This window comes from Sporolactobacillus sp. BBK16-2 (assembly GCF_059878335.1).
Window position 1 is genome coordinate 2,675,394 of sequence record NZ_CM187611.1, and the last position, 18,454, is coordinate 2,693,847.

Here is an 18,454-nt window from a genome sequence, read left to right on the forward strand (position 1 = left end):
TGTCAGATCTTGCAACACAGATGTATCGACAATTTATAAAAACAAAATAATATGTCAGATTTCATGACACGTTTTATTGAATGGTGGTCAAACGGTGCTATTATGTTCTTGTAAGCTTTAACACACCTTCTGTTGCAGTTAACCTTAAGTTAAGATGTTTGATCTTGATTTAGGAAACCATCATTTACTCGTTTTGCGATGAGATGCTGACCGGCATTCTTGTCGCATATTTTTTTTGCGTTCAGCTTTGATTCGAGCGACGTCTGTTCATTTTTTGTGGGCAATATGCTGTCTGATCCGCATCATCAACGTGCTGTAAAAAAATCAATGTCATTGCAGAGCCTTCTTTATAGATAAGCTGCGTTCCGTTATAATAAAATGATTAAGTCACTGAATTACTGGCTGTTATTTTGCTGTGAAATTTTTTACATACCATAGAATAATTGATCGGCCGGCACGGCTATCAACTTCTTTGCGAATAATGAATGACAGGGTACGCCGTATAAAAAGAAGAGGGGCAGCATCATGAGTTTAAGTACTAGTTTTAAAATTTTCATCAGCTGTATTTGTCTGAGCTTGACCGCTCCATTATTACCTGGTCACGAAGTAAAGGCACAGACTAAGCAGCACCTCTTTTTCACTTCCTTTGAGAACGGCAATCCGGCACTGACTTGGAAGAACACAGCTGAAAACGGTAAAAACGGAGAAATATCGTCCAATGGTGTCAAGGCGTTCGATGGCAGCGGCAAAACTATGGCTACTTATATCTCACGCGGACCAAGCGATTTGTATAATGCTCCCTCAAAGTTAGGATGGACAGGCAGTCATGTCCTCACTTATGCAGGTTCAACTGCCAAAAAGAAGGACAGTTATGCCTATAATAAGCTCTTCAACGTACATATTCCGGTAACAAAAGATACACAGCTCTCCTATCTTATCGCTCCTGAAGCGACAAAAAAGGATCCCAATGCACAGACAGCAAGCTATGTATCCGTCGATCTTAAGTTTTCGGATGGTAGCTATCTTCATCAGCTGAAAGCAGTGGATCAGAATGGTGTGGCCATAACCCCGGAAGCTCAGGGAAAATCCGGCACGATGCTCATGAATCAATGGAATAATAAAACGATCTCGCTCGGTAAAGCTGCAAAAGGAAAAACAATTGTCCGCATTCTTCTCGCCTATAAATCATCAAGGACAGAAAGCACATTTAAAGGAGCAGTTGACGACCTGCGCATCAGCAATGTCTCCGCGGCATCTGCTGCAAAGGTGCAGCCCGTTGATCAGGTAAACGTGCTCCGCGGCACAGCTTCCGATTCACAATTTGCGCGTGGGGATACGGTTCCGGCAATTGGCGTGCCCAACGGATTCAATTATTGGTCACCGGCAATTGACAGCAGTGCGAAGAAACAGATTTATCCATATAGCCAAAATAATGATCCGAGTAATTTGCCTGAACTTCAGTCCTTTTCACTCAGCCAATCAGCAAATGATCAGAGCGGCATTAGGCAAACGTTGCAGGTGATGCCCTCAAGCTTTTCCGGTACACCAAGCGCCAATCGGCTTGGACGAAGCAAGGCGTTCAATCGATCGGACGAGTCGGCCAGCCCTTATCGCTATTCAGTCACGTTTACTGATGGCATGAGCGCTGAGCTTGCCGCAACCAGCCACGCTGCAGTCATGCGTTACACCTTTACGGGAAGCCAAGGCAATCTGCTCTTTGACAATCTGGATCGGCAAGGCAGCCTGACGTTGCATCCCAAGACACAATCAATTGAAGGTTACTCCGACATCAAAGATAAAACCACCGGCAACATGAACAGAATGTTCTTCTACGCAACCGTAGATCAGCCGGTTACCGATGCACAGCATTTGTCCGGAGAAGATCGTGATTCTGTGACCGCCTTCTTCAAATTCGATACCTCAAAGAACCGCGCAGTTACCTTAAAAGTGGGAAGTTCTTTGATCAGCATAGGGCAGGCGAAGAAAAATTTGAACCAGGAAATCGGCAAGAAGACCTCCATTAAAGATGTTGAAAAGAAAGCAAAAAAAGAATGGAATGAGCGACTCAGCCGAATTACGGTCGATGGTGCAGAAACAGATCAGCAAGCGACTCTGTATTCGAACCTCTATCGACTCTATCAATCGCCGAACGATGGTTCTGAAAATATTGGAACAAAGAAAAACCCGAAGTACCGATATGCGGACCTCAGCGTTCCGGCGAGTTCTGCGAATACAGCCGATCACACGGGAGCGTCAATCAAAAATGGGCATATTTATGTCAACAGCACGTTCGCTTATAGTGCACAAACTGCTTGGCCTGCCTATGCACTTCTTGAACCGAAACTGACCGCCCGCTTAATAAACGGATTTCTTACGGTTTATAAAAATGGCGGACGTTTCGACGCTGATGCAGGGACCGCCTTTGCTGATGCTGTTGCAAAAGGAGTTCCTGGTATCAATACGTCGCTGCTGTATACTGCTATGCTGCAAGCCGCTTCTGTACCTGAAAATGAACAGGAACAGTTACTTACCGGATATACATCGTCCAGTCAAAAAAACAGCATCAGTCAAACATTAAACCGATCGATCAACGATTTTGCCCTAGGGAATTTTGGCAAGACTTTGGCAAACAAACAGCCGAATACTTCTTCTCTTTCAGAGGACAGCAGCTATTATTTAAGCCGTTCGAAAGATTATCTTAATCTTTTTAACCGCTCACTCGATGCCTTCACACCGCGGAAAGAGAACGGAAAATGGGCGATCAGTTCATTGAAGAGCAGCCAGTTGAGCAATCAAACTGTAGAGGACTGGGCGAACGCCTTTAACGTTCCCCAGGATGGTCAAGGCCTTATTAATTTGTATGGAGGAAAGGCTGGACTGATTGATAAGCTCGATCAGTATCTCAGCACAGAGCCCTCTGCTCAATCAATTAAAAAACAAGCAAAAGCGCGTCTTGCTTTAGGCAGCAAGATGGGGATGTTCACCCTTGACAATACTTCATCGCCTTCACTTCCCTACATGTATTTATTCGCTTCCGCTCCTTGGAAGACACAAAACATGACTCGGGCACTCTTGAACCGTTTCTATACAGGCGGATCAATCGGTCAAGGCTATTTAGGCTCCGATACAGGAGCGATGCTTTCAGGCTATTATCTATTTGGCGCAGCGGGTATCTATCCGCTGCAGAAAGGAACACAGAATTATGTAATCGGCGCTCCGTATTTCAAGAAAATGACGCTGCATTTGGAGAACGGAAAAGAGCTGATCATCAGCGCTCCTAAGGTAAGCAATAAGAACAAATACGTCCAAAGTGTTTCACTCAATGGCCGTTCGTTGCAACAAACGACGTTATCAGCAAGCGATCTGGCAAACGGCGGAACACTCGTCTTTAATATGGGTGCTCAGCCATCCAGCTGGGGAACATCCGCAGATACTGTACCTGAATCACTTACCGCACAATCGACAAATGGTTCATTTCTTTATCCGAAAGCGTTGAATGATCTTACTGAGAAAGCAACAATCAATCCTCAAAACGGGAAAGGCAGTCTGACCGATTTGGTCGACAACAAGTGGCAGACTTCTGTTAAATTCGAAAAAGATCATCCGTCAGTTATCTTTCATTTTAAAGCAGAGAATCGCAGGATAAAAATGTATACCTTAACCTCGACAAACAGCCGGGATTCAAGCGATCCGGAGAGCTGGACAGTGTGGGGATCAAATGATGGGACAATCTGGGATCTTCTTGATACAAGAACTAACCAGAAATTCAAATGGCGCTCCATGACACGTGCGTTCTCGATAAAAAATCCAAAGATATACTCTTATTACAAAATAACCATAACGAAAAACAACAGCAGTAACCCTCTGTCGATCAGCGAGCTTCAGCTGCTTGGCTATTCAGGAATACGTGACGGCTTTGATACGATGCGCAACGAGATCATCCATCAATTCGGGTTGAAAAATTTGAATGAGTCGGAAACAGCGTCACTTTCTAACACGTTGAACAAAGCGCAAACGGCTTATATGAGTGGGAATCTTTCGTCATCTGTTTATTACATGCAAACCTATGTTCAATTGATTAACTCATTTATTTATAAAGTGACCGCTCCTGAAAAAGTGCGCACCAGCCTTTTAGCCGATGCGCACGCAATGGTCAATTTATTATCCGATTGATCGCCAAAGATTCAGAACAAAAAATTGAAAGAATAGAGGAGTATTATGTGCCATTCAATTTGTGTCCGAGACGCCGTTGAGACGGATTTGGAGGCTATTGTGTCGATTTACAATTCAACGATACCCGGCCGCATGGTCACCGCTGACACGGAACCAGTCACCATTAATGACCGACGTCCGTGGTTTGATGCCCATCAGTCAGATCCAAATCGACCACTTTGGATTGCTGAATATGAGGGTGAAGTTTGCGGATGGCTCAGCCTCAGCAGTTTTTACGGACGACCTGCTTATCGTGCAACTGCAGAAATCAGTATTTATCTTGATGAACGCTTTCGAGGAAACGGAATCGGTTCATTTCTCATTCGTTACGCTGTTGACCACTGTGGCGAATTTGGAATCAAGACCATACTCGCATTTATTTTTGCTCAAAACATGCCAAGCCTTCGCCTATTTGAACATTTCGATTTTGAGCGCTGGGGAACGTTTCCGAAAGTCGCCGAATTGGATGGGATCGAACGCGATTTAGTCATCATGGGCAAGCGAATCGCAGAATAAGTCAATTTTTAATAACACTATAACTTAAAAATAACAGGCCGCAGCTGCGCGGCCTGTTATTTTTTCGGTTCTTCACCGATGATCTTTACTTCTGTTTCCAAATTCACACCAAACTTCTTCTTGACTGTCTCCTGTACATGCCTGATAAGGCGTATGTAATCTGAAGCGGTGCCGTGATCAACATTAACCATGAACCCGGCATGCTTCATCGACACTTCAACGCCGCCAATTCTCGTTCCTTGCAATCCACTGTCCTGAATCAGTTTCCCGGCGAAATAACCTGTGGGTCTTTTAAATACGCTGCCGCATGATGGATACTCCAACGGTTGCTTCAACTCACGCAATTCGGTCAATCGGTCCATCTCTTGTTTTATTTCAACTGGATTGCCCTTTTTAAGGACAAAGGTCCCTTCAAGGGCTAAATAACCTTTTTGAGAAAATGCGCTGTGTCGATAGCCCATTTCAAGTTCATGATCTTCAAGCTTCAAAATAGATCCATTTGTGTCGACGACAACCGCTCCGCGCAGCACATCGGCTGTTTCTCCCCCATAGGCACCGGCATTCATATATAATGCACCACCGACTGATCCGGGAATGCCGCAAGCAAACTCCAGACCTGTAAGTGCATGTGCCAAAGCGAAACGAGAAACATCAATGATCGATGCACCGCTTTGTGCGATCAGCGTCTCACCTTCGCATTTGATTTGATTTAGACAGCCGCAGTGAATGACAATTCCTCTAATTCCGCCATCCCGTATAATAAGATTGGATCCCCGTCCGAGGATTGTCAGCGGCAGCTGATGCTTATTGGCATAAGCAACAGTCTTTCCTACTTCTTCATACGTTTGCGGCTTTACAAAAAGATCAGCTTCTCCGCCAGTGTGAGTAAAGGTATATGTACTTAAATTTTCATCTATTTTTACTTGTTCTTCATTTGACATGATGTTCAATAAATTAGAGCGCACTTCTTGTTTATCCATCGCAATGACCATTCCCTCTCGGCTTTTTCGCCAACTTCCTGCTTTATTATTTATGCCATTGCCCGGCAGGTATGTCAACCGTCACTTTTTTTCATTCGATGAATTTCAATCAGAAGTCGGCAAATAAATACATGATCAGCCTGTTCCGTAACATGCAGATGGCGGCTGATTAACCAAAAATCGAGCGGATTTATGACTCATCCGCCCGACGTTTATTCTGAAAACATATCTTTTTGCTGCGCTCTCAATCGATGCTTGTTGAAATACATGTATTCATCAGCTTTTTCAATCAAATCACCAATCGTCGTACCGTCATCGGGATAAAAACTGATTCCGATGCTCAGAGACAGCCAAATATCATAACCGTCCTGAACGATATGTCTTTTTTTATTCACTTCAATGCGTTCAGCGATCGCCTGATAATCTCGAACGGTTCGAATGTCAGGGAGCAGAACCAGGAATTCATCGCCTCCATATCTGCAAACAATATCATTTTTACGCGTGGATTCTGTCAGTAGACTTGCCACGCGCGTCATGACTTTATCACCTGTATTATGCCCATAGGTATCATTAATCAGTTTAAACTCATTAACATCGACAAACATCAGGCCGAGCATTGTGCCATGATCTCGGGCCATGCTTAAATATTTGTCTGCGAATTTGTCGAACAATGCTCGATTTGCAACACCCGTCAGTTTGTCATAATAGGCGAGCTTTTCGATCACCTTTTCCTTCTGTTTCAACTGATTGTTTAGATGGGAAAGTTGACTGACATAATCCCTTAATTGACTGATTCTTTGAAACTGATTCGTGACATCGATAAATTCAAGGAGAAGAGCGCTTCGGCCTTCTAGCATCACACGATTCATTTTCAAGTTCACCCGATGATCCGGGTTCACCAATTTTCGATGCATGGCAGCTGAGAAGAAGACAGGGTTTCCTCCGGAAGTCAACCGCTTCACTGCACTATAAAAGAACGGACGTTCAAGCGCAGGAAGCACCTGATCCACCTTTTTCCGGAGAACCTCTCTGCTCTTCTTACCTGATAATCGCTCCATAAAAGGATTCCAGTAGGTAATCTCGAGGTCTTCAGTAATCATAACGATTCCCTCATTTATGCAGTTTAGAATACCAGGAATAATAGAATCCATAATCACTCATCTTCCGTTGTACAGTTTATCGATCTTATTCAGGATATCGTCGAGCGAATTCAACGTCATATTAATGACAATCGCTCCGGCGATCTCAGTTCCTTCAATGTCAAAAGCAAGAAACATCATCAGTACAAGCCGATAATCTTCACAATCAACAAAGTGTTCCGCATTGGCATCATTTAACACATCTATGTCTGGCAAAGTGTATTCAACCGGTATGTTTACCGTATTGCTCAGTTCCCCAATAATTGAATTAATGACAATATTGCCGATCTCTTTAATTGTATCAAAATCAATATCCGTGAATTCCAAACTATTCTCAAATTCATTACGTGTTTCATGAAGGCAGAGATCAATAAAATGATGCATTTTATCTGCTGGGAAGAGCAGGCTGACTTTGCCTTCCAGCTGACTGTCAAACGAAATAGAAGAGACCATGACTGCTCCCTCAGCAACATTCTGAAGATACTTGTTAAGTTCAATCTTCCCATTAGCAGCGTCCAAAATACGGACATTAGGAATCGTCAGTCCAATTTGTTTGTCAATGATGTCCGAAAGCGTGCTTGCAGCCTGACCCACACCAACATTGAACAATTCAGTTAGGATATCTTCTCTGCTTATATTATCGGCCACGGCTACCCGTCCCTATGATGTCACAGATCTCTTTCGCCTTTTTTTCATCTAAAGGCTTATTAATAAAAGAGAGCACACCCATTTTTTCTACAACATCACGTACCCGATTCTGAACATCAGCGGACAAAACAATAACATTGGCATTTCGATCAATTTGTTTCGCCTTTTCAATCAAATCCTGTCCGCGCAATTTCGGCATTAACAGATCAACAATCATAAAATCAGGCTGAGTCTCCGTGAATTTCTCAAGGCCCTCCTGTCCGTCATTTGCAAAAACAAACTCTATATTTTTTAAGTATTGGTTTAAAAATGAATATGTAATCTTCTGTGAAAACTTTGAATCATCCACAATAAGTATTTTTGTCAAAAATACCACCCTTTCTCCGTTTTGGTCACTGATCATAGCATCAACAAAGGGATTGTGCGAACAATCCATCAATTCGATAAGCACTATTGACTAGGTCTTTTTACCTTTGAAATTCCAAAAAAAATATAGATATCACTACTATTAATTATAAATGGATGCGGAGAAAAGACAAGAATAATAATCCTCTATAATCTGTTCATCTTTTCTCTAAACCGACACAAAAAGCACATATTTGAGTAAAAAGTATATATTTAAGCTTCAGTAGCATCACATCACTGAGATTACATGTTTAATATGCATCTTCTTTTTCTATTTCTTGACGCACCTTCTTGCTGAGCGACGACAGCACAAGCATGTGTGCCTGATCCAACATCGTCTTTAATACACTCACTGGAATATCCGCTTCAAGATACAGTGAATTCCAATGCGTCTTGTTCATGTAATACCCCGGAACGATTGCATCGTATTCTTCACGCAAATGTGCGCCAAATTCAGGAGACAATTTAACCGTGATAATTGGGCTGCCCTTTTTGTCTCCACCGCGCATCGCAAACATTTTGCCGCGTATCATGTATCTGGTCGCTTGCCATTCCTCTTTAAAATCACATTCCGTGCCGATTTTCGTTAAACAGTAGTCATGAATCCATTCAGTGTCCATCACTAACCTCCGATTCTCTTTGTTTTATCAATATATTGTTTATTTTCTTTTGTTTTTCCAAATTTTTCAACATTTATTTTTTGGATTCCAATTATTTACCATCATAAATTTAAGCACGCCAAATAGGTGACAGCCGACGACTGTCACCTAGGAATTAGATTCACTTATTTTTGATCGCAGATTTGATGACGGAATTGTATCATACGTTTATCCTCGATAATTGCAACACCCTGTTTACTTACTGCTTCAGCAATGAGTGCCAGTTCCTGTCGCATTGCGCTTGACAGGAAACCGTTTTCAATATTCTTTTTGATCACATAATATAATTCTGTTAAATAAGTGGTTGAATACTGATCATATGAACTCATTTTATGTCCCCCCGCATGTGAAACCTAATTATTAACTCGAATAAGTAAATTCTTTTTCTTTTTACCAAATTGTTCTTTTTCTACTTGAACATACCCATTGATATATTTCTCCCCTATGCCTAATATACCCAATTCATATTATTTTGGAATCCGTATTTTCCGCAATTATTTCAAATTATTATTTTAAATTTTTTAAAGGAGTTGTGCTTCATAAGTCGAATTATCACTATATGTAAGACAAATTTTGGAGGTGTTTGAGCAATGAATGAAAAATTGTGGGCATTAGTACAGGAATTTGTCGATAAGGCGCATGTAGGCAATGCAGAGTTGGCAGTTGCAGGTGCAGATTTGGATTCGGATGTATCCTCAATTTTTACCAAGCATATGAGTCAAATAAGCGAGTTACCTGCGAGCGGACCGATTGAATGGATGTAAAATGCAAAACAGAGAAAGCATAAAAAATTTTTTAATCAACCATTTCTCAGAGTGTGAACTTAATAGTGCCACGAAGGATCTGATTTCTTCTCTTTTGCGTCTAAAAGGGAAGATTTTTAATGTTAGATCAAGTTTCACTTGGGCAGAGTTCTATTATTATACTGCCTCACTTTTTGAATCAACCGATAAGCAAAATGATTCCAAGATTGCTTGTTCCGCTGCCATTGAACTTATTGTTCTTGCTACCGATATTCTTGATGATTTAGCAGACCAGGATTCCAATGGGGAGATTTTGACAAAACTTACTGCTCCCCAAGCCGTAAGCTTATCGAGCGTGCTTTTAATGGAAGGATTGCACATCGTCAGTCAGTATAAAAATCCTCAATTATTTTTAAATGTGGTAGAGCAATTACGAGAAGCGGCTCAAGGACAGATCAGGGATTTGTCCTTCTGTATTAGCAGGAAACACGTACCGACTGAGAAAGAATACTTTGCGCAAATCAGTCGCAAATCGGTATCATTGACTCGTTTAGTTTTTCATTTAAATGTGCCACATGAAGAACTCGCATTTTGGACTAAGATTGCAGATTGCATAGGGTTTTCGGGACAAATCAGTAATGACGCGCGAGATCTCTTTGACGATACGAAAAATGATCTTGTGGATAAAAAAGCCACATTACCTTTGATTAAAGCGATTGAAGCTAGTCAAACAAAGGATGACGGATGGCTTTTAATGATGCTGACAACCAAGAATTTAAGAGAAAGCCGAGATTTGCTGCCAATTATTCGTTCCTATATAAAAAAGACGGGCGCAATTAAATATTGCGATATTCTTTCTGAATTTTATTTAAACAAAGCCTTACTTCTTTTGAAGAAAAAACAAGAAACAAGTACTAATAAAATGCACTATATAGACCTGATAAAGTTTCTCGGAGATGATGATCATTAAGGCGAAACTAATTTCTTATTCATTATTTGTGTTATTCATTTTTCTCACTGTGTATTACGTATATTCGTTTCAATTCCAAACTAATTTCAGTAAAATTGATGCAGATCCGATTCCTCAACTAGATCAGCTCATTATTCTTTCCTCTATTGGATTCTTTTTTGTATGCAGCGGTATCTATTGTTATAGATTAAAACCTCATTCAGTCATTACAAAGCAATTCTTCTATTTAATGTATGTGGCCGGAATTGCAGTCACTTCTGCAATTCCTTCCGGCGTCAATAACATGGTTGCCCAGCCGCTAGAGGTGATCTCCGGGCTCTTTACGCCCATTTGTCTCTTACAATTTTTTCTTTTTTTCCCCTCAACAACAAAGCCTAAGCTGTTCAGGTTGCTTTTTGTAACTTTAAAAAATATTGTTTTCTGCTTTTCAATAATCTATTTTTTCACTACAATTTTTCAGCAATTTCATAATTCATTTGCAAGACTGTCTCGATATTTATTTATCCTTGTTATTTGTACATCACTTGTACTCTGTATTGTTTTAATCAGCTTAATGCTGAAATCCAATTCTGCAAAGGTCAAGAATCAGCTCTATATTCTCATTGCTTCTTTCTGTCTTTCCTTTTTTCCGGTTATTTTCTTGAGTCTGATCCCGTATATCTTCTTTGCTTCAGAAAATCATATTCCTTTTTATTATAGTTTAATAAGTGTCATCATTTTCCCAATCTCAGTTACCTACATGCTGACGCGTCAAGAGATCATCGATATTCGTATAAAATTTATGACGCTTCTATCGAAAACAGGCATCATTATCCTTTCTTTAATTTTAACAAACAACTTATTGTTTTTATTTTTTCAGGATCATCTGGATCTATTTTTTCGCATCAATCTGTTAATGTCTGCTGCCATCATCATTTTCATTGGATTCAATCAATTTTTCAGTTCACGCTCCTATCGTCACAAGGTTGATAAAACCCAAGAAATTAAAAGAGAAACGCATCGAATCATGCAGCAGGTTTTAAACGGGCAGCATCTAACCTCCTGCGCACGGTTAATTGTTAATCTCATTCAGCAAACAATCGTAATTAATGGTGCCTGCCTCGTGTGGAAGCAAAACCAAATTCCAAAGATTTATTATCAAACCGGGATTTTTTCAAAAGGATCGTTGACACTTAAAATTTTGAACAGCCTAAACTCAGATACAAAAGAGACGATTCAGAAAAAAATGGATGTAACCATCCTTTCGTTATCGGATCAAGAAAGCATCAAAGGATGGATTTTTCTTGGTCAGAAAAAGAACGGAACACGCTTTGAAAAAAATGAGTTTGCATTGATTGATGGAATTTGTGCCGATGCTCTTAATCTGTTAAACAGCTCTGAAGTGCTTTCTCAGATGGATACTGAGCTTGAGAAAACAAGAAGTCTGTCATACTCTCATGAGCATTTTAATCAATTGCTCATGAATTCCATTGACGAAAGCAGACGGGATTTATCCATTTTTCTGCACGACGAGATTCTTCAAAATGTTATACTATTAGAAAATAGGATCGATGGTCTGCATCATTCGCATAAAATTGATCAGGCTGCCTACAGAGAAATCAAGGAATCACTCTTAAACACCATTTATGAAATTAGGGAAAAGTCGCGCGAATTGCATCCATTCATTGTAGAAGATCTCGGATTGCAGCAAAGTGTTCAGGCGCTGAAAAAGAGACTGCAAAACAACTATAATGTAATCGTTGATACAAGTTTTGATCTCGGAATGAAAATAATTCCGAAGAGAATTGAGCTTGCAGCCTTTCGCATGGTTAAGGAGCTGCTCCACAATTCGATCAAACATGCGTCGATTCCTGTTGTCTCAGTTTCCCTTAAGTGTACGGATTATTACCTGCTGATCATAGTAAGCGACCATGGAAAAGGGTTTAATCTGACCAACATGTTAAGCACTGCCTCCGGCCATATCGGATTGCTCTCGGTACAGAAAAGCGTCGATTTGATGCATGGACTTTTCGACATACAATCGTCATCGGGAAATGGAACAACAATCAATATCACACTGCCCCTAGATTGGAATGATGAACGTGACAATCAACATCATCTTAGTGGATGATCATCTGCTTATGCTTATGGGCCTCAAGGAATTACTTGAGAAGGAGCCAGATTTTCACGTCGTTGACACGCTGCCTGATCCGATGAATCTAATAGCGACAATCAATACAAAACCGTCCGATGTTCTTGTACTTGATGTACGTCTTAAGAACACGAACGGCATTGACGTGACGAAAAATATTAGGAAAAAGGGTACGCCGCTTAAGATTATCATCCTCTCCGGTTATCAATATGACGAGTATATTGAAGCAGCAAAACAGGCGGGAGCGGATGCCTATGTCACCAAAGAAGAATCGAATTCACGACTTGCAAAGGTTATCCGCCAAGTCTTTCACGGGGAAAAGGTATTTCCAAGGCTTAAGCCGGAAACTCCATGTGAATCGTTAACCTCCAAAGAGCTTGATATATTAAAACTAATTGCTGAAGATATGACAACTAATGAAATCAGTCAAAAACTGTCCGTCAGCAAACGGACCGTTGAATACCATATATCATCTATAATCCAAAAATTAGGCGCTGATTCTCGTGTTGGCGCCGTTGTCAATGCAATTAAAAAGGGCCTGCTCAACCTTTAAGCAGGCCAACTTGAATAAGATTCAATTTTCCATTTCTAATCCAGCAAATAATGCAGCATTTTCTGCGGATCCTCCAAAAAATGACGCATCACATTATAGTGCTCCGTATCCTCATAACGAGTCTTCTTAACACCCTCATTTGATATAAAATAGATATCCGCATTGGGATAAGCCATCAACATAGGTGAATGAGTGGCAATGATCAGCTGTGATTGCTGATTCACCAATTCCTTAATTCTTACGAGCATTGTCATCAATTTTGTAGGAGATAAAGCCGCTTCAGGCTCGTCTAGTATATAAACACCGTGACCGCGAAATCGATGCAGCATGAGTGAAAGAAAGCTTTCTCCATGGGATTGCTGATGCAACGATTTCCCACCGTACTGTTCTAAAAAAATCGGATCACCTATTTCATCAACGTTAGATGCAAGATTGTAAAAGCTCTCCGCTCTCAAGAAAAAACCGTCCTTAGGATGATCCGGCCCCTTGATGACACGCACGGCTTTATATAAATCTGAGTGTGTCATGCTGGTAGAAAAAGTGAAATTCTTCGATCCGCCTTCAGCATTAAATCCCAAGTTAACGGCCAATGCTTCCAAAATTGTTGATTTTCCCGATCCGTTTTCCCCTACAAAAAAGGTTACCGGGCGATGAAAAGAGAAGTCATAAAGATGGCGCAAAGCTGCAATTTTCGATAGATAACTGTCTGCATATTCCGGTGCATGATGGTCGATTCGAAAGCCTTTTATTTAGAGTTTGCCTGCCATTTGAACCCTTCCTCGTTTATCTCTTCATCTCCACTAAATGCTCTGATCCCCGTCATTCGATGTCAGAATCCGGTACAGCTCCGGTCTGCGATCACGAAAAATGCCCCATTCAAACCTTTGCTCCTGAAGCTTGTCCAAATCAAATTCAGCGACCAAGGTCGTTTCGCTTGCTCGATCTGCTTCACAAATCTTGTTGCCTTGCGGTCCGGCAATAAAAGAGGAGCCGTAAAAAGTGATCTTGGAGTCTTCATCTGTTTCGGTGCCAACTCGATTGGATGCGATGACCGGGACCAGGTTTGACGCTGCGTGGCCAAGCATACACGCTTGCCAATGATCCTTAGAATCAATAGTCGCATCATACGGCTCTGTTCCGATTGCCGTCGGATAAAAAAGCAGCTCCGCACCCATTAAAGTCATGCAACGTGCAGATTCCGGAAACCACTGATCCCAGCAAATACCCACACCGATTTTTCCGAAACGCGTGTCCCACACCTTGAACCCGGTATCGCCCGGATTAAAATAAAACTTTTCTTCGTAACCCGGTCCATCGGGAATATGACTTTTTCGATAAGTGCCGAGCACGGTTCCATCTGCATCGATCATTGCCAGCGCATTGTACAATGCATTATTTTTCCGTTCATAAAAGCTGATCGGGAGTACCACTCCGAGTTCCTGAGCTAACTTCTTGAAGTGTGCCACTGCACGGCTTTCGCCAAGTGATTTCGCCAGCGAATAATACTCAGTCTTCTCTTTTTGGCAGAAGTATGGTGTTTCAAAAAGCTCCTGAAGCAGAATGACTTGCGCACCTTGTGCTGCTGCTCGGCGTACCAATTTTTCAGCCTTACTGAGGTTCTCATCAATCGTCCAAGAGCAGCTCATTTGCGTTGCTGCAACCTTAACTTTTCTCATAACTTCACTTCACCTGCTTCTTTCGTTTTCGGCATTTGCTGCGTGCTGCAATGAACATTGCCGCCTTCACGGATAATCGCCATACCGTCAACCGTTCGGATGGTTCGGTCAGGAAACATCTCCGCAAGAATCGATGCTGCCTGTCTATCTGTTTTATCCGCATTCCCTCCGAATACAGGAAGGATAATGCCGTTATTTACAAAATAAAAGTTAAGATAACTCAGAGTTAATCGCATACCTTGGTAAAAACGAGCCGGCGGCTGCGGTATGCGAATAATTTCAAGCCGTCTTCCCTGGGCATCAACCGCCTTTTCTAGACGTGCGATATTTTCTTTTGTAATCAGATAATTATCATCTTCCGGATCATCGCAGCATTGGATCAGAACTTTTCCTGGTGCCGCAAAACAAGCGATGTTGTCTACATGTCCATCCGTCTCATCACCGGACAAACCATTTTTCAACCAAATGACCTTACTTATATTTAAATACTCCTGCAGACTCTGCTCAATCTGATCACGATTCATCGCAGGATTTCGATTCGCATTGAGCAGGCATTGCTCCGTCGTCAGCAAGGTTCCCTCCCCATCCACATGGAAGGATCCGCCTTCCATGACGAGCGGTGCATCAAATCGACGCACCTGTAAGTCGTCAAGGAGCACATGAGCCACCTTATCGTCTAAGTCCCAAGGCTGATATTTTTCACCCCAGGCATTAAAATGCCAATTAATTCCTGCTAAATTCCCCTGTGTATCCTGAACAAATGTCGGACCGTTGTCGCGCAGCCACGAATCATTATGCGGCAAAACAAATTGCTCGAACTGAAAGCGAGATTGATTGACAAACGTATTTACGAAATTCTGTTCATTGGGATTGACCAGTACAGTAACCGGTTCAAAATCAGCGATCGCCTCAATGAAGCCTGCATAGCCAAGGCAGACACGCTCGTAGTCGTTTGGAAAGCACATCGACTCCCGTACCGGCCATGATAGAAACGTGCGCTCGTGAGTCGCCCACTCCGCAGGCATTTTATAATTCAATGTTTTCGGATTCATAGTTACCTCGTATCATTAATGTTGTTCTTATCAGTATGTTATCATAAAATTACTGCCGATAAATAGCAGTATTCTTTGATTCATTGCGTTTTGGTGAAACGCCGCAAACGGTATAGTGTCACACAGTTTAGGGCATTGTGTTGAGAGATGTTAACTTTTTTAGATTACCCCATCCATCAATGGAAGTGAGGAGCATTCATGCAGGATTGGATCGTACAATTTATGGAACAGCATGGCTATGCAGGAATCTTTTTTATGATTTTTTTGGAGAATGTTTTTCCTCCAATCCCTTCAGAAGTCATTCTTACGTTTGGTGGTTTTATGACCACTCATTCGCGCTTGACCGCACCTCTAGTCATTTTTTTTGCGACTCTTGGTTCAGTTACCGGTGCGGCCGTACTATATGCCATAGGACGTTTCTTGAGCATTGAGCGATTGGAACGAATCGTTGCACGTTGGGGGCATGTTCTGCGTCTTAAATCGGGGGATCTCACAAAAGCGAGCAGCTGGTTCGAGCGTCACGGCTACCCGGCAGTGTTCTTTTGTCGGATGATTCCCTTGATCCGAAGTCTGATTTCCATTCCTGCTGGTATGGCGAAAATGAATCTGCTGTATTTCCTCCTGATCACGGCATCCGGTACACTTATTTGGAATACCATCTTAGTCCTGCTCGGCTCTTCGCTCGGAAAATCATGGGACAAGGTCCTTGAATGGATGGATGTGTATTCGCACGTGACGTATGTGCTGATCTTAATTGCTGTTGCAGCAGTACTTATTTATTGGATCAAAAAAAGAAGATCATAAATGCGGGTAAGAAGAAAATCCATTTTCAATCACGCGTTTATGTAACGGCAGCAAACACCCGTAAACGATAAGGTACATGATTACTGAATAATATAGTTTCCAATGAATAAGATGAAAATAATTAACTTGAATCGTAATGAACTCAATACCTAGCGACAACAGTGTAAACAGAATAAGCAACAACCATTTATTTGACTGCGTCCGATAATTAAGGTAGATAATCGCGAGCCCCGAGGGAATGAATGTTATTGATATTAGATCGGCAATACCGATACCATGATCCGTCCCGTAACGAAAGGCATCAAAATAAATTGCTGAGGTAATATCCATAATCCAAGAAAGAGAACAAATTACACCAAATGTCGCGTAAATCTGCCTCCAGGTTACGTGCCTTTTTTTCATGAACAAAATAAATAGAACGACAAATGCTGAAAATGAAATTGGATACCACACTCCTCTTGCCTCTAAATCCAATCTTCCCAAAATTAAAGACATAGAAAAAACACTCCTTCAACTAAACATTTATGACTAGTATCAGAAGTGCAGCAATTTTTCATTCGGAAAAAAGTAAAATTTAATTAAAGTTCATCCTGATATTGCCCACGGTGCACACTGTTTTTCCCATTTTTCTTGGCGTCATATAAAGCATTATCACAGGAAATATAAAGATTTTCTACGTCTGTAAAACGATTGGGGCGAATCGTAAGCAGACCAATACTGATAGTATAGCGCAGCGTTTTATCAAGAAGATCAATTTCAGCGTTTGCGATTTCTGACCTTATCCGCTCAGCCGAGACTGCAGACTGTTCCTCATCCATTCCGGGCATTAATATGGCGAATTCATCGCCGCCAAACCTGCTCAACAGCTGGTCCGTCTCCATTAATCCATAAATACGTCGCGACAGATCGCGAAGTACACGGTCACCGACATCATGCCCGTGAGTATCGTTGATGCATTTAAATTGGTCGACATCAAATAGCAAGAAAGAAAGCTTCTGCTGTTTCTTTGTGTATTGTTCAAGATACTGTTTTGTCCGTGCAAAAAAAGCGCGACGATTGAGCGTCTGTGTCAAATCATCATAATTAGCGAGACGCACAAGTTCTCTGTCTGTCATTTCCTTTAGGAGTAAGATGAAACCGGTACCGCCTAAAATCATTGACAAATTAAGCATAATAAAAGTGAAACCGTAAATAAAAGACGCACTTAAAGTGCCTGGTTCAAGTGCATGATACATAAATAGCACCATCATTGCTCTTCCTAGAAAAGAGCCCAGAAGTGCAAGATAAAGGTAGCCCATCAAATGCATCAGCAGTGAATGATTCTTACCTTGAACCATACGATATATGGGGAGAACGAGTAACGCTGCCAGACTCAAGGAAGCAAAAACTACCCGCAGATTAAATTGATTATAAAAAATCAAGATCAAATTGAATCCAAGGATGCTTAAGATTGTAATCCAAAGACAAGTTCGATAAGAACTTTTTCCATAGGATCGTGTCAGTTTGAGTAAAGCAACTGCGTCCAGTGCATAACCGACGAACAAGAGACTGTTCGCAAGTGAAATAGCGACAAGGTCAAATGTGCCGCTGCGAAAAACAGCAACAATCCACGCCACCAATTGGATACATTTTCCAAAGAAGAATGTATTTAACGTCTCATCATCGCGATGGTGCCACAAATAGGCACCAATCAACGCCACAGTGACTAAATTCCCACTAATAATGAATGATAAATACATTTTCATATCAAGCAATATATTCACGACCGATCATCCTCATCCGTTGCATCAAGGTTGTGCACTTATTTTATCAAATCTAGTCGAATTATTATATAAATTGACAGGAATTTAAAAAAAGAAGTGAATTGACCCCTAGAAAGCGGACAACAAAATTCATTTATTGATGTTTCAATCAAAGTAAATCAATGAAACCATATCCTTTTCTCTTATCAATTTTGTGCAAACCT

At 41.4% G+C, this 18,454-nt stretch carries 18 protein-coding genes; 7 read left to right on the forward strand and 11 right to left on the reverse strand.

The window, feature by feature from the left end; translation table 11 throughout:
• Nucleotides 1-525: 525 nt before the first annotated feature.
• On the forward strand, nt 526-4,173 hold the full coding sequence (locus tag AC6F33_RS13230; RefSeq protein ID WP_255748884.1) for a GH92 family glycosyl hydrolase: 3,648 nt from the start codon (nt 526-528) through the stop codon (nt 4,171-4,173).
• A 45-nt stretch (nt 4,174-4,218) separates the two neighbouring features.
• Nucleotides 4,219-4,728: a GNAT family N-acetyltransferase gene (locus AC6F33_RS13235; protein ID WP_500777239.1), complete on the forward strand. Its 510-nt coding sequence runs from the start codon at nt 4,219-4,221 to the stop codon at nt 4,726-4,728.
• Nucleotides 4,729-4,784: 56 nt separating this feature from the next.
• Here the strand turns inward: AC6F33_RS13235 and murB are convergent, their stop codons facing one another.
• The 6 genes from murB to AC6F33_RS13265 all read right to left on the reverse strand — a co-directional run bounded on the left by murB (nt 4,785) and on the right by AC6F33_RS13265 (nt 8,888).
• A complete protein-coding gene (gene murB / locus AC6F33_RS13240) occupies nt 4,785-5,708 on the reverse strand; it encodes a UDP-N-acetylmuramate dehydrogenase (RefSeq protein ID WP_500777240.1) in 924 nt (307 codons plus the stop codon).
• A 212-nt stretch (nt 5,709-5,920) separates the two neighbouring features.
• Nucleotides 5,921-6,859, reverse strand: coding sequence for a sensor domain-containing diguanylate cyclase (locus tag AC6F33_RS13245; RefSeq protein ID WP_500777241.1), 939 nt, complete (start codon nt 6,857-6,859; stop codon nt 5,921-5,923).
• 6 nt (nt 6,860-6,865) lie between these two features.
• Entirely contained in the window at nt 6,866-7,495 is a 630-nt protein-coding gene (locus AC6F33_RS13250) for a chemotaxis protein CheC (protein WP_500777242.1), read from the reverse strand.
• Nucleotides 7,485-7,862: a response regulator transcription factor gene (locus tag AC6F33_RS13255; RefSeq protein WP_500777243.1), complete on the reverse strand. Its 378-nt coding sequence runs from the start codon at nt 7,860-7,862 to the stop codon at nt 7,485-7,487. Before AC6F33_RS13255 ends, AC6F33_RS13250 begins: the two co-directional genes overlap by 11 nt.
• A gap of 289 nt (nt 7,863-8,151) precedes the next feature.
• Entirely contained in the window at nt 8,152-8,520 is a 369-nt protein-coding gene (locus AC6F33_RS13260) for an MmcQ/YjbR family DNA-binding protein (RefSeq protein ID WP_500777244.1), read from the reverse strand.
• A 164-nt stretch (nt 8,521-8,684) separates the two neighbouring features.
• On the reverse strand, nt 8,685-8,888 hold the full coding sequence (locus AC6F33_RS13265; protein WP_255748891.1) for a hypothetical protein: 204 nt from the start codon (nt 8,886-8,888) through the stop codon (nt 8,685-8,687).
• 261 nt (nt 8,889-9,149) lie between these two features.
• On the opposite strand from AC6F33_RS13265, the gene AC6F33_RS13270 reads away from it, so the two are divergent.
• The 4 genes from AC6F33_RS13270 to AC6F33_RS13285 are packed head-to-tail and all read left to right on the forward strand — an operon-like array spanning nt 9,150 to nt 12,956.
• The gene (locus AC6F33_RS13270) at nt 9,150-9,323 is read left to right on the forward strand and encodes a hypothetical protein (protein ID WP_500777245.1); all 174 of its coding nucleotides are present in this window, start codon (nt 9,150-9,152) and stop codon (nt 9,321-9,323) included.
• A 1-nt stretch (nt 9,324) separates the two neighbouring features.
• Nucleotides 9,325-10,272, forward strand: coding sequence for a polyprenyl synthetase family protein (locus tag AC6F33_RS13275; RefSeq protein ID WP_500777246.1), 948 nt, complete (start codon nt 9,325-9,327; stop codon nt 10,270-10,272).
• Complete coding sequence (locus AC6F33_RS13280) at nt 10,259-12,382, forward strand: sensor histidine kinase (RefSeq protein ID WP_500777247.1); 2,124 nt, start codon at nt 10,259-10,261, stop codon at nt 12,380-12,382. The genes AC6F33_RS13275 and AC6F33_RS13280 overlap by 14 nt, the downstream gene beginning before the upstream one ends.
• Nucleotides 12,354-12,956 (forward strand): response regulator transcription factor, encoded by a 603-nt coding sequence (locus AC6F33_RS13285; protein ID WP_500777248.1) that lies wholly within the window; start codon nt 12,354-12,356, stop codon nt 12,954-12,956. Before AC6F33_RS13280 ends, AC6F33_RS13285 begins: the two co-directional genes overlap by 29 nt.
• 35 nt (nt 12,957-12,991) lie before the next feature.
• Here the strand turns inward: AC6F33_RS13285 and AC6F33_RS13290 are convergent, their stop codons facing one another.
• From AC6F33_RS13290 to AC6F33_RS13300, 3 genes are all read right to left on the reverse strand, one after another.
• A complete protein-coding gene (locus AC6F33_RS13290) occupies nt 12,992-13,636 on the reverse strand; it encodes an AAA family ATPase (RefSeq protein WP_500777249.1) in 645 nt (214 codons plus the stop codon).
• 120 nt (nt 13,637-13,756) lie between these two features.
• The gene (aguB, locus tag AC6F33_RS13295) at nt 13,757-14,632 is read right to left on the reverse strand and encodes an N-carbamoylputrescine amidase (protein WP_500777250.1); all 876 of its coding nucleotides are present in this window, start codon (nt 14,630-14,632) and stop codon (nt 13,757-13,759) included.
• The gene (locus tag AC6F33_RS13300; protein ID WP_500777251.1) at nt 14,629-15,684 is read right to left on the reverse strand and encodes an agmatine deiminase family protein; all 1,056 of its coding nucleotides are present in this window, start codon (nt 15,682-15,684) and stop codon (nt 14,629-14,631) included. Before AC6F33_RS13300 ends, aguB begins: the two co-directional genes overlap by 4 nt.
• A 198-nt stretch (nt 15,685-15,882) precedes the next feature.
• Here AC6F33_RS13300 and AC6F33_RS13305 point away from each other — a divergent pair, with 198 nt between their 5' ends.
• A complete protein-coding gene (locus AC6F33_RS13305; protein WP_500777252.1) occupies nt 15,883-16,488 on the forward strand; it encodes a DedA family protein in 606 nt (201 codons plus the stop codon).
• Here AC6F33_RS13305 and AC6F33_RS13310 read toward each other — a convergent pair.
• Nucleotides 16,483-16,983 carry a hypothetical protein gene (locus AC6F33_RS13310; RefSeq protein WP_500777253.1) on the reverse strand — a complete coding sequence of 167 codons (501 nt, stop codon included), beginning with the start codon at nt 16,981-16,983 and terminating at the stop codon, nt 16,483-16,485. The two genes, AC6F33_RS13305 and AC6F33_RS13310, sit on opposite strands and share 6 nt — an antisense overlap.
• Before the next feature lie 83 nt (nt 16,984-17,066).
• Nucleotides 17,067-18,251: a GGDEF domain-containing protein gene (locus AC6F33_RS13315; protein ID WP_500777254.1), complete on the reverse strand. Its 1,185-nt coding sequence runs from the start codon at nt 18,249-18,251 to the stop codon at nt 17,067-17,069.
• Nucleotides 18,252-18,454: the final 203 nt, after the last annotated feature.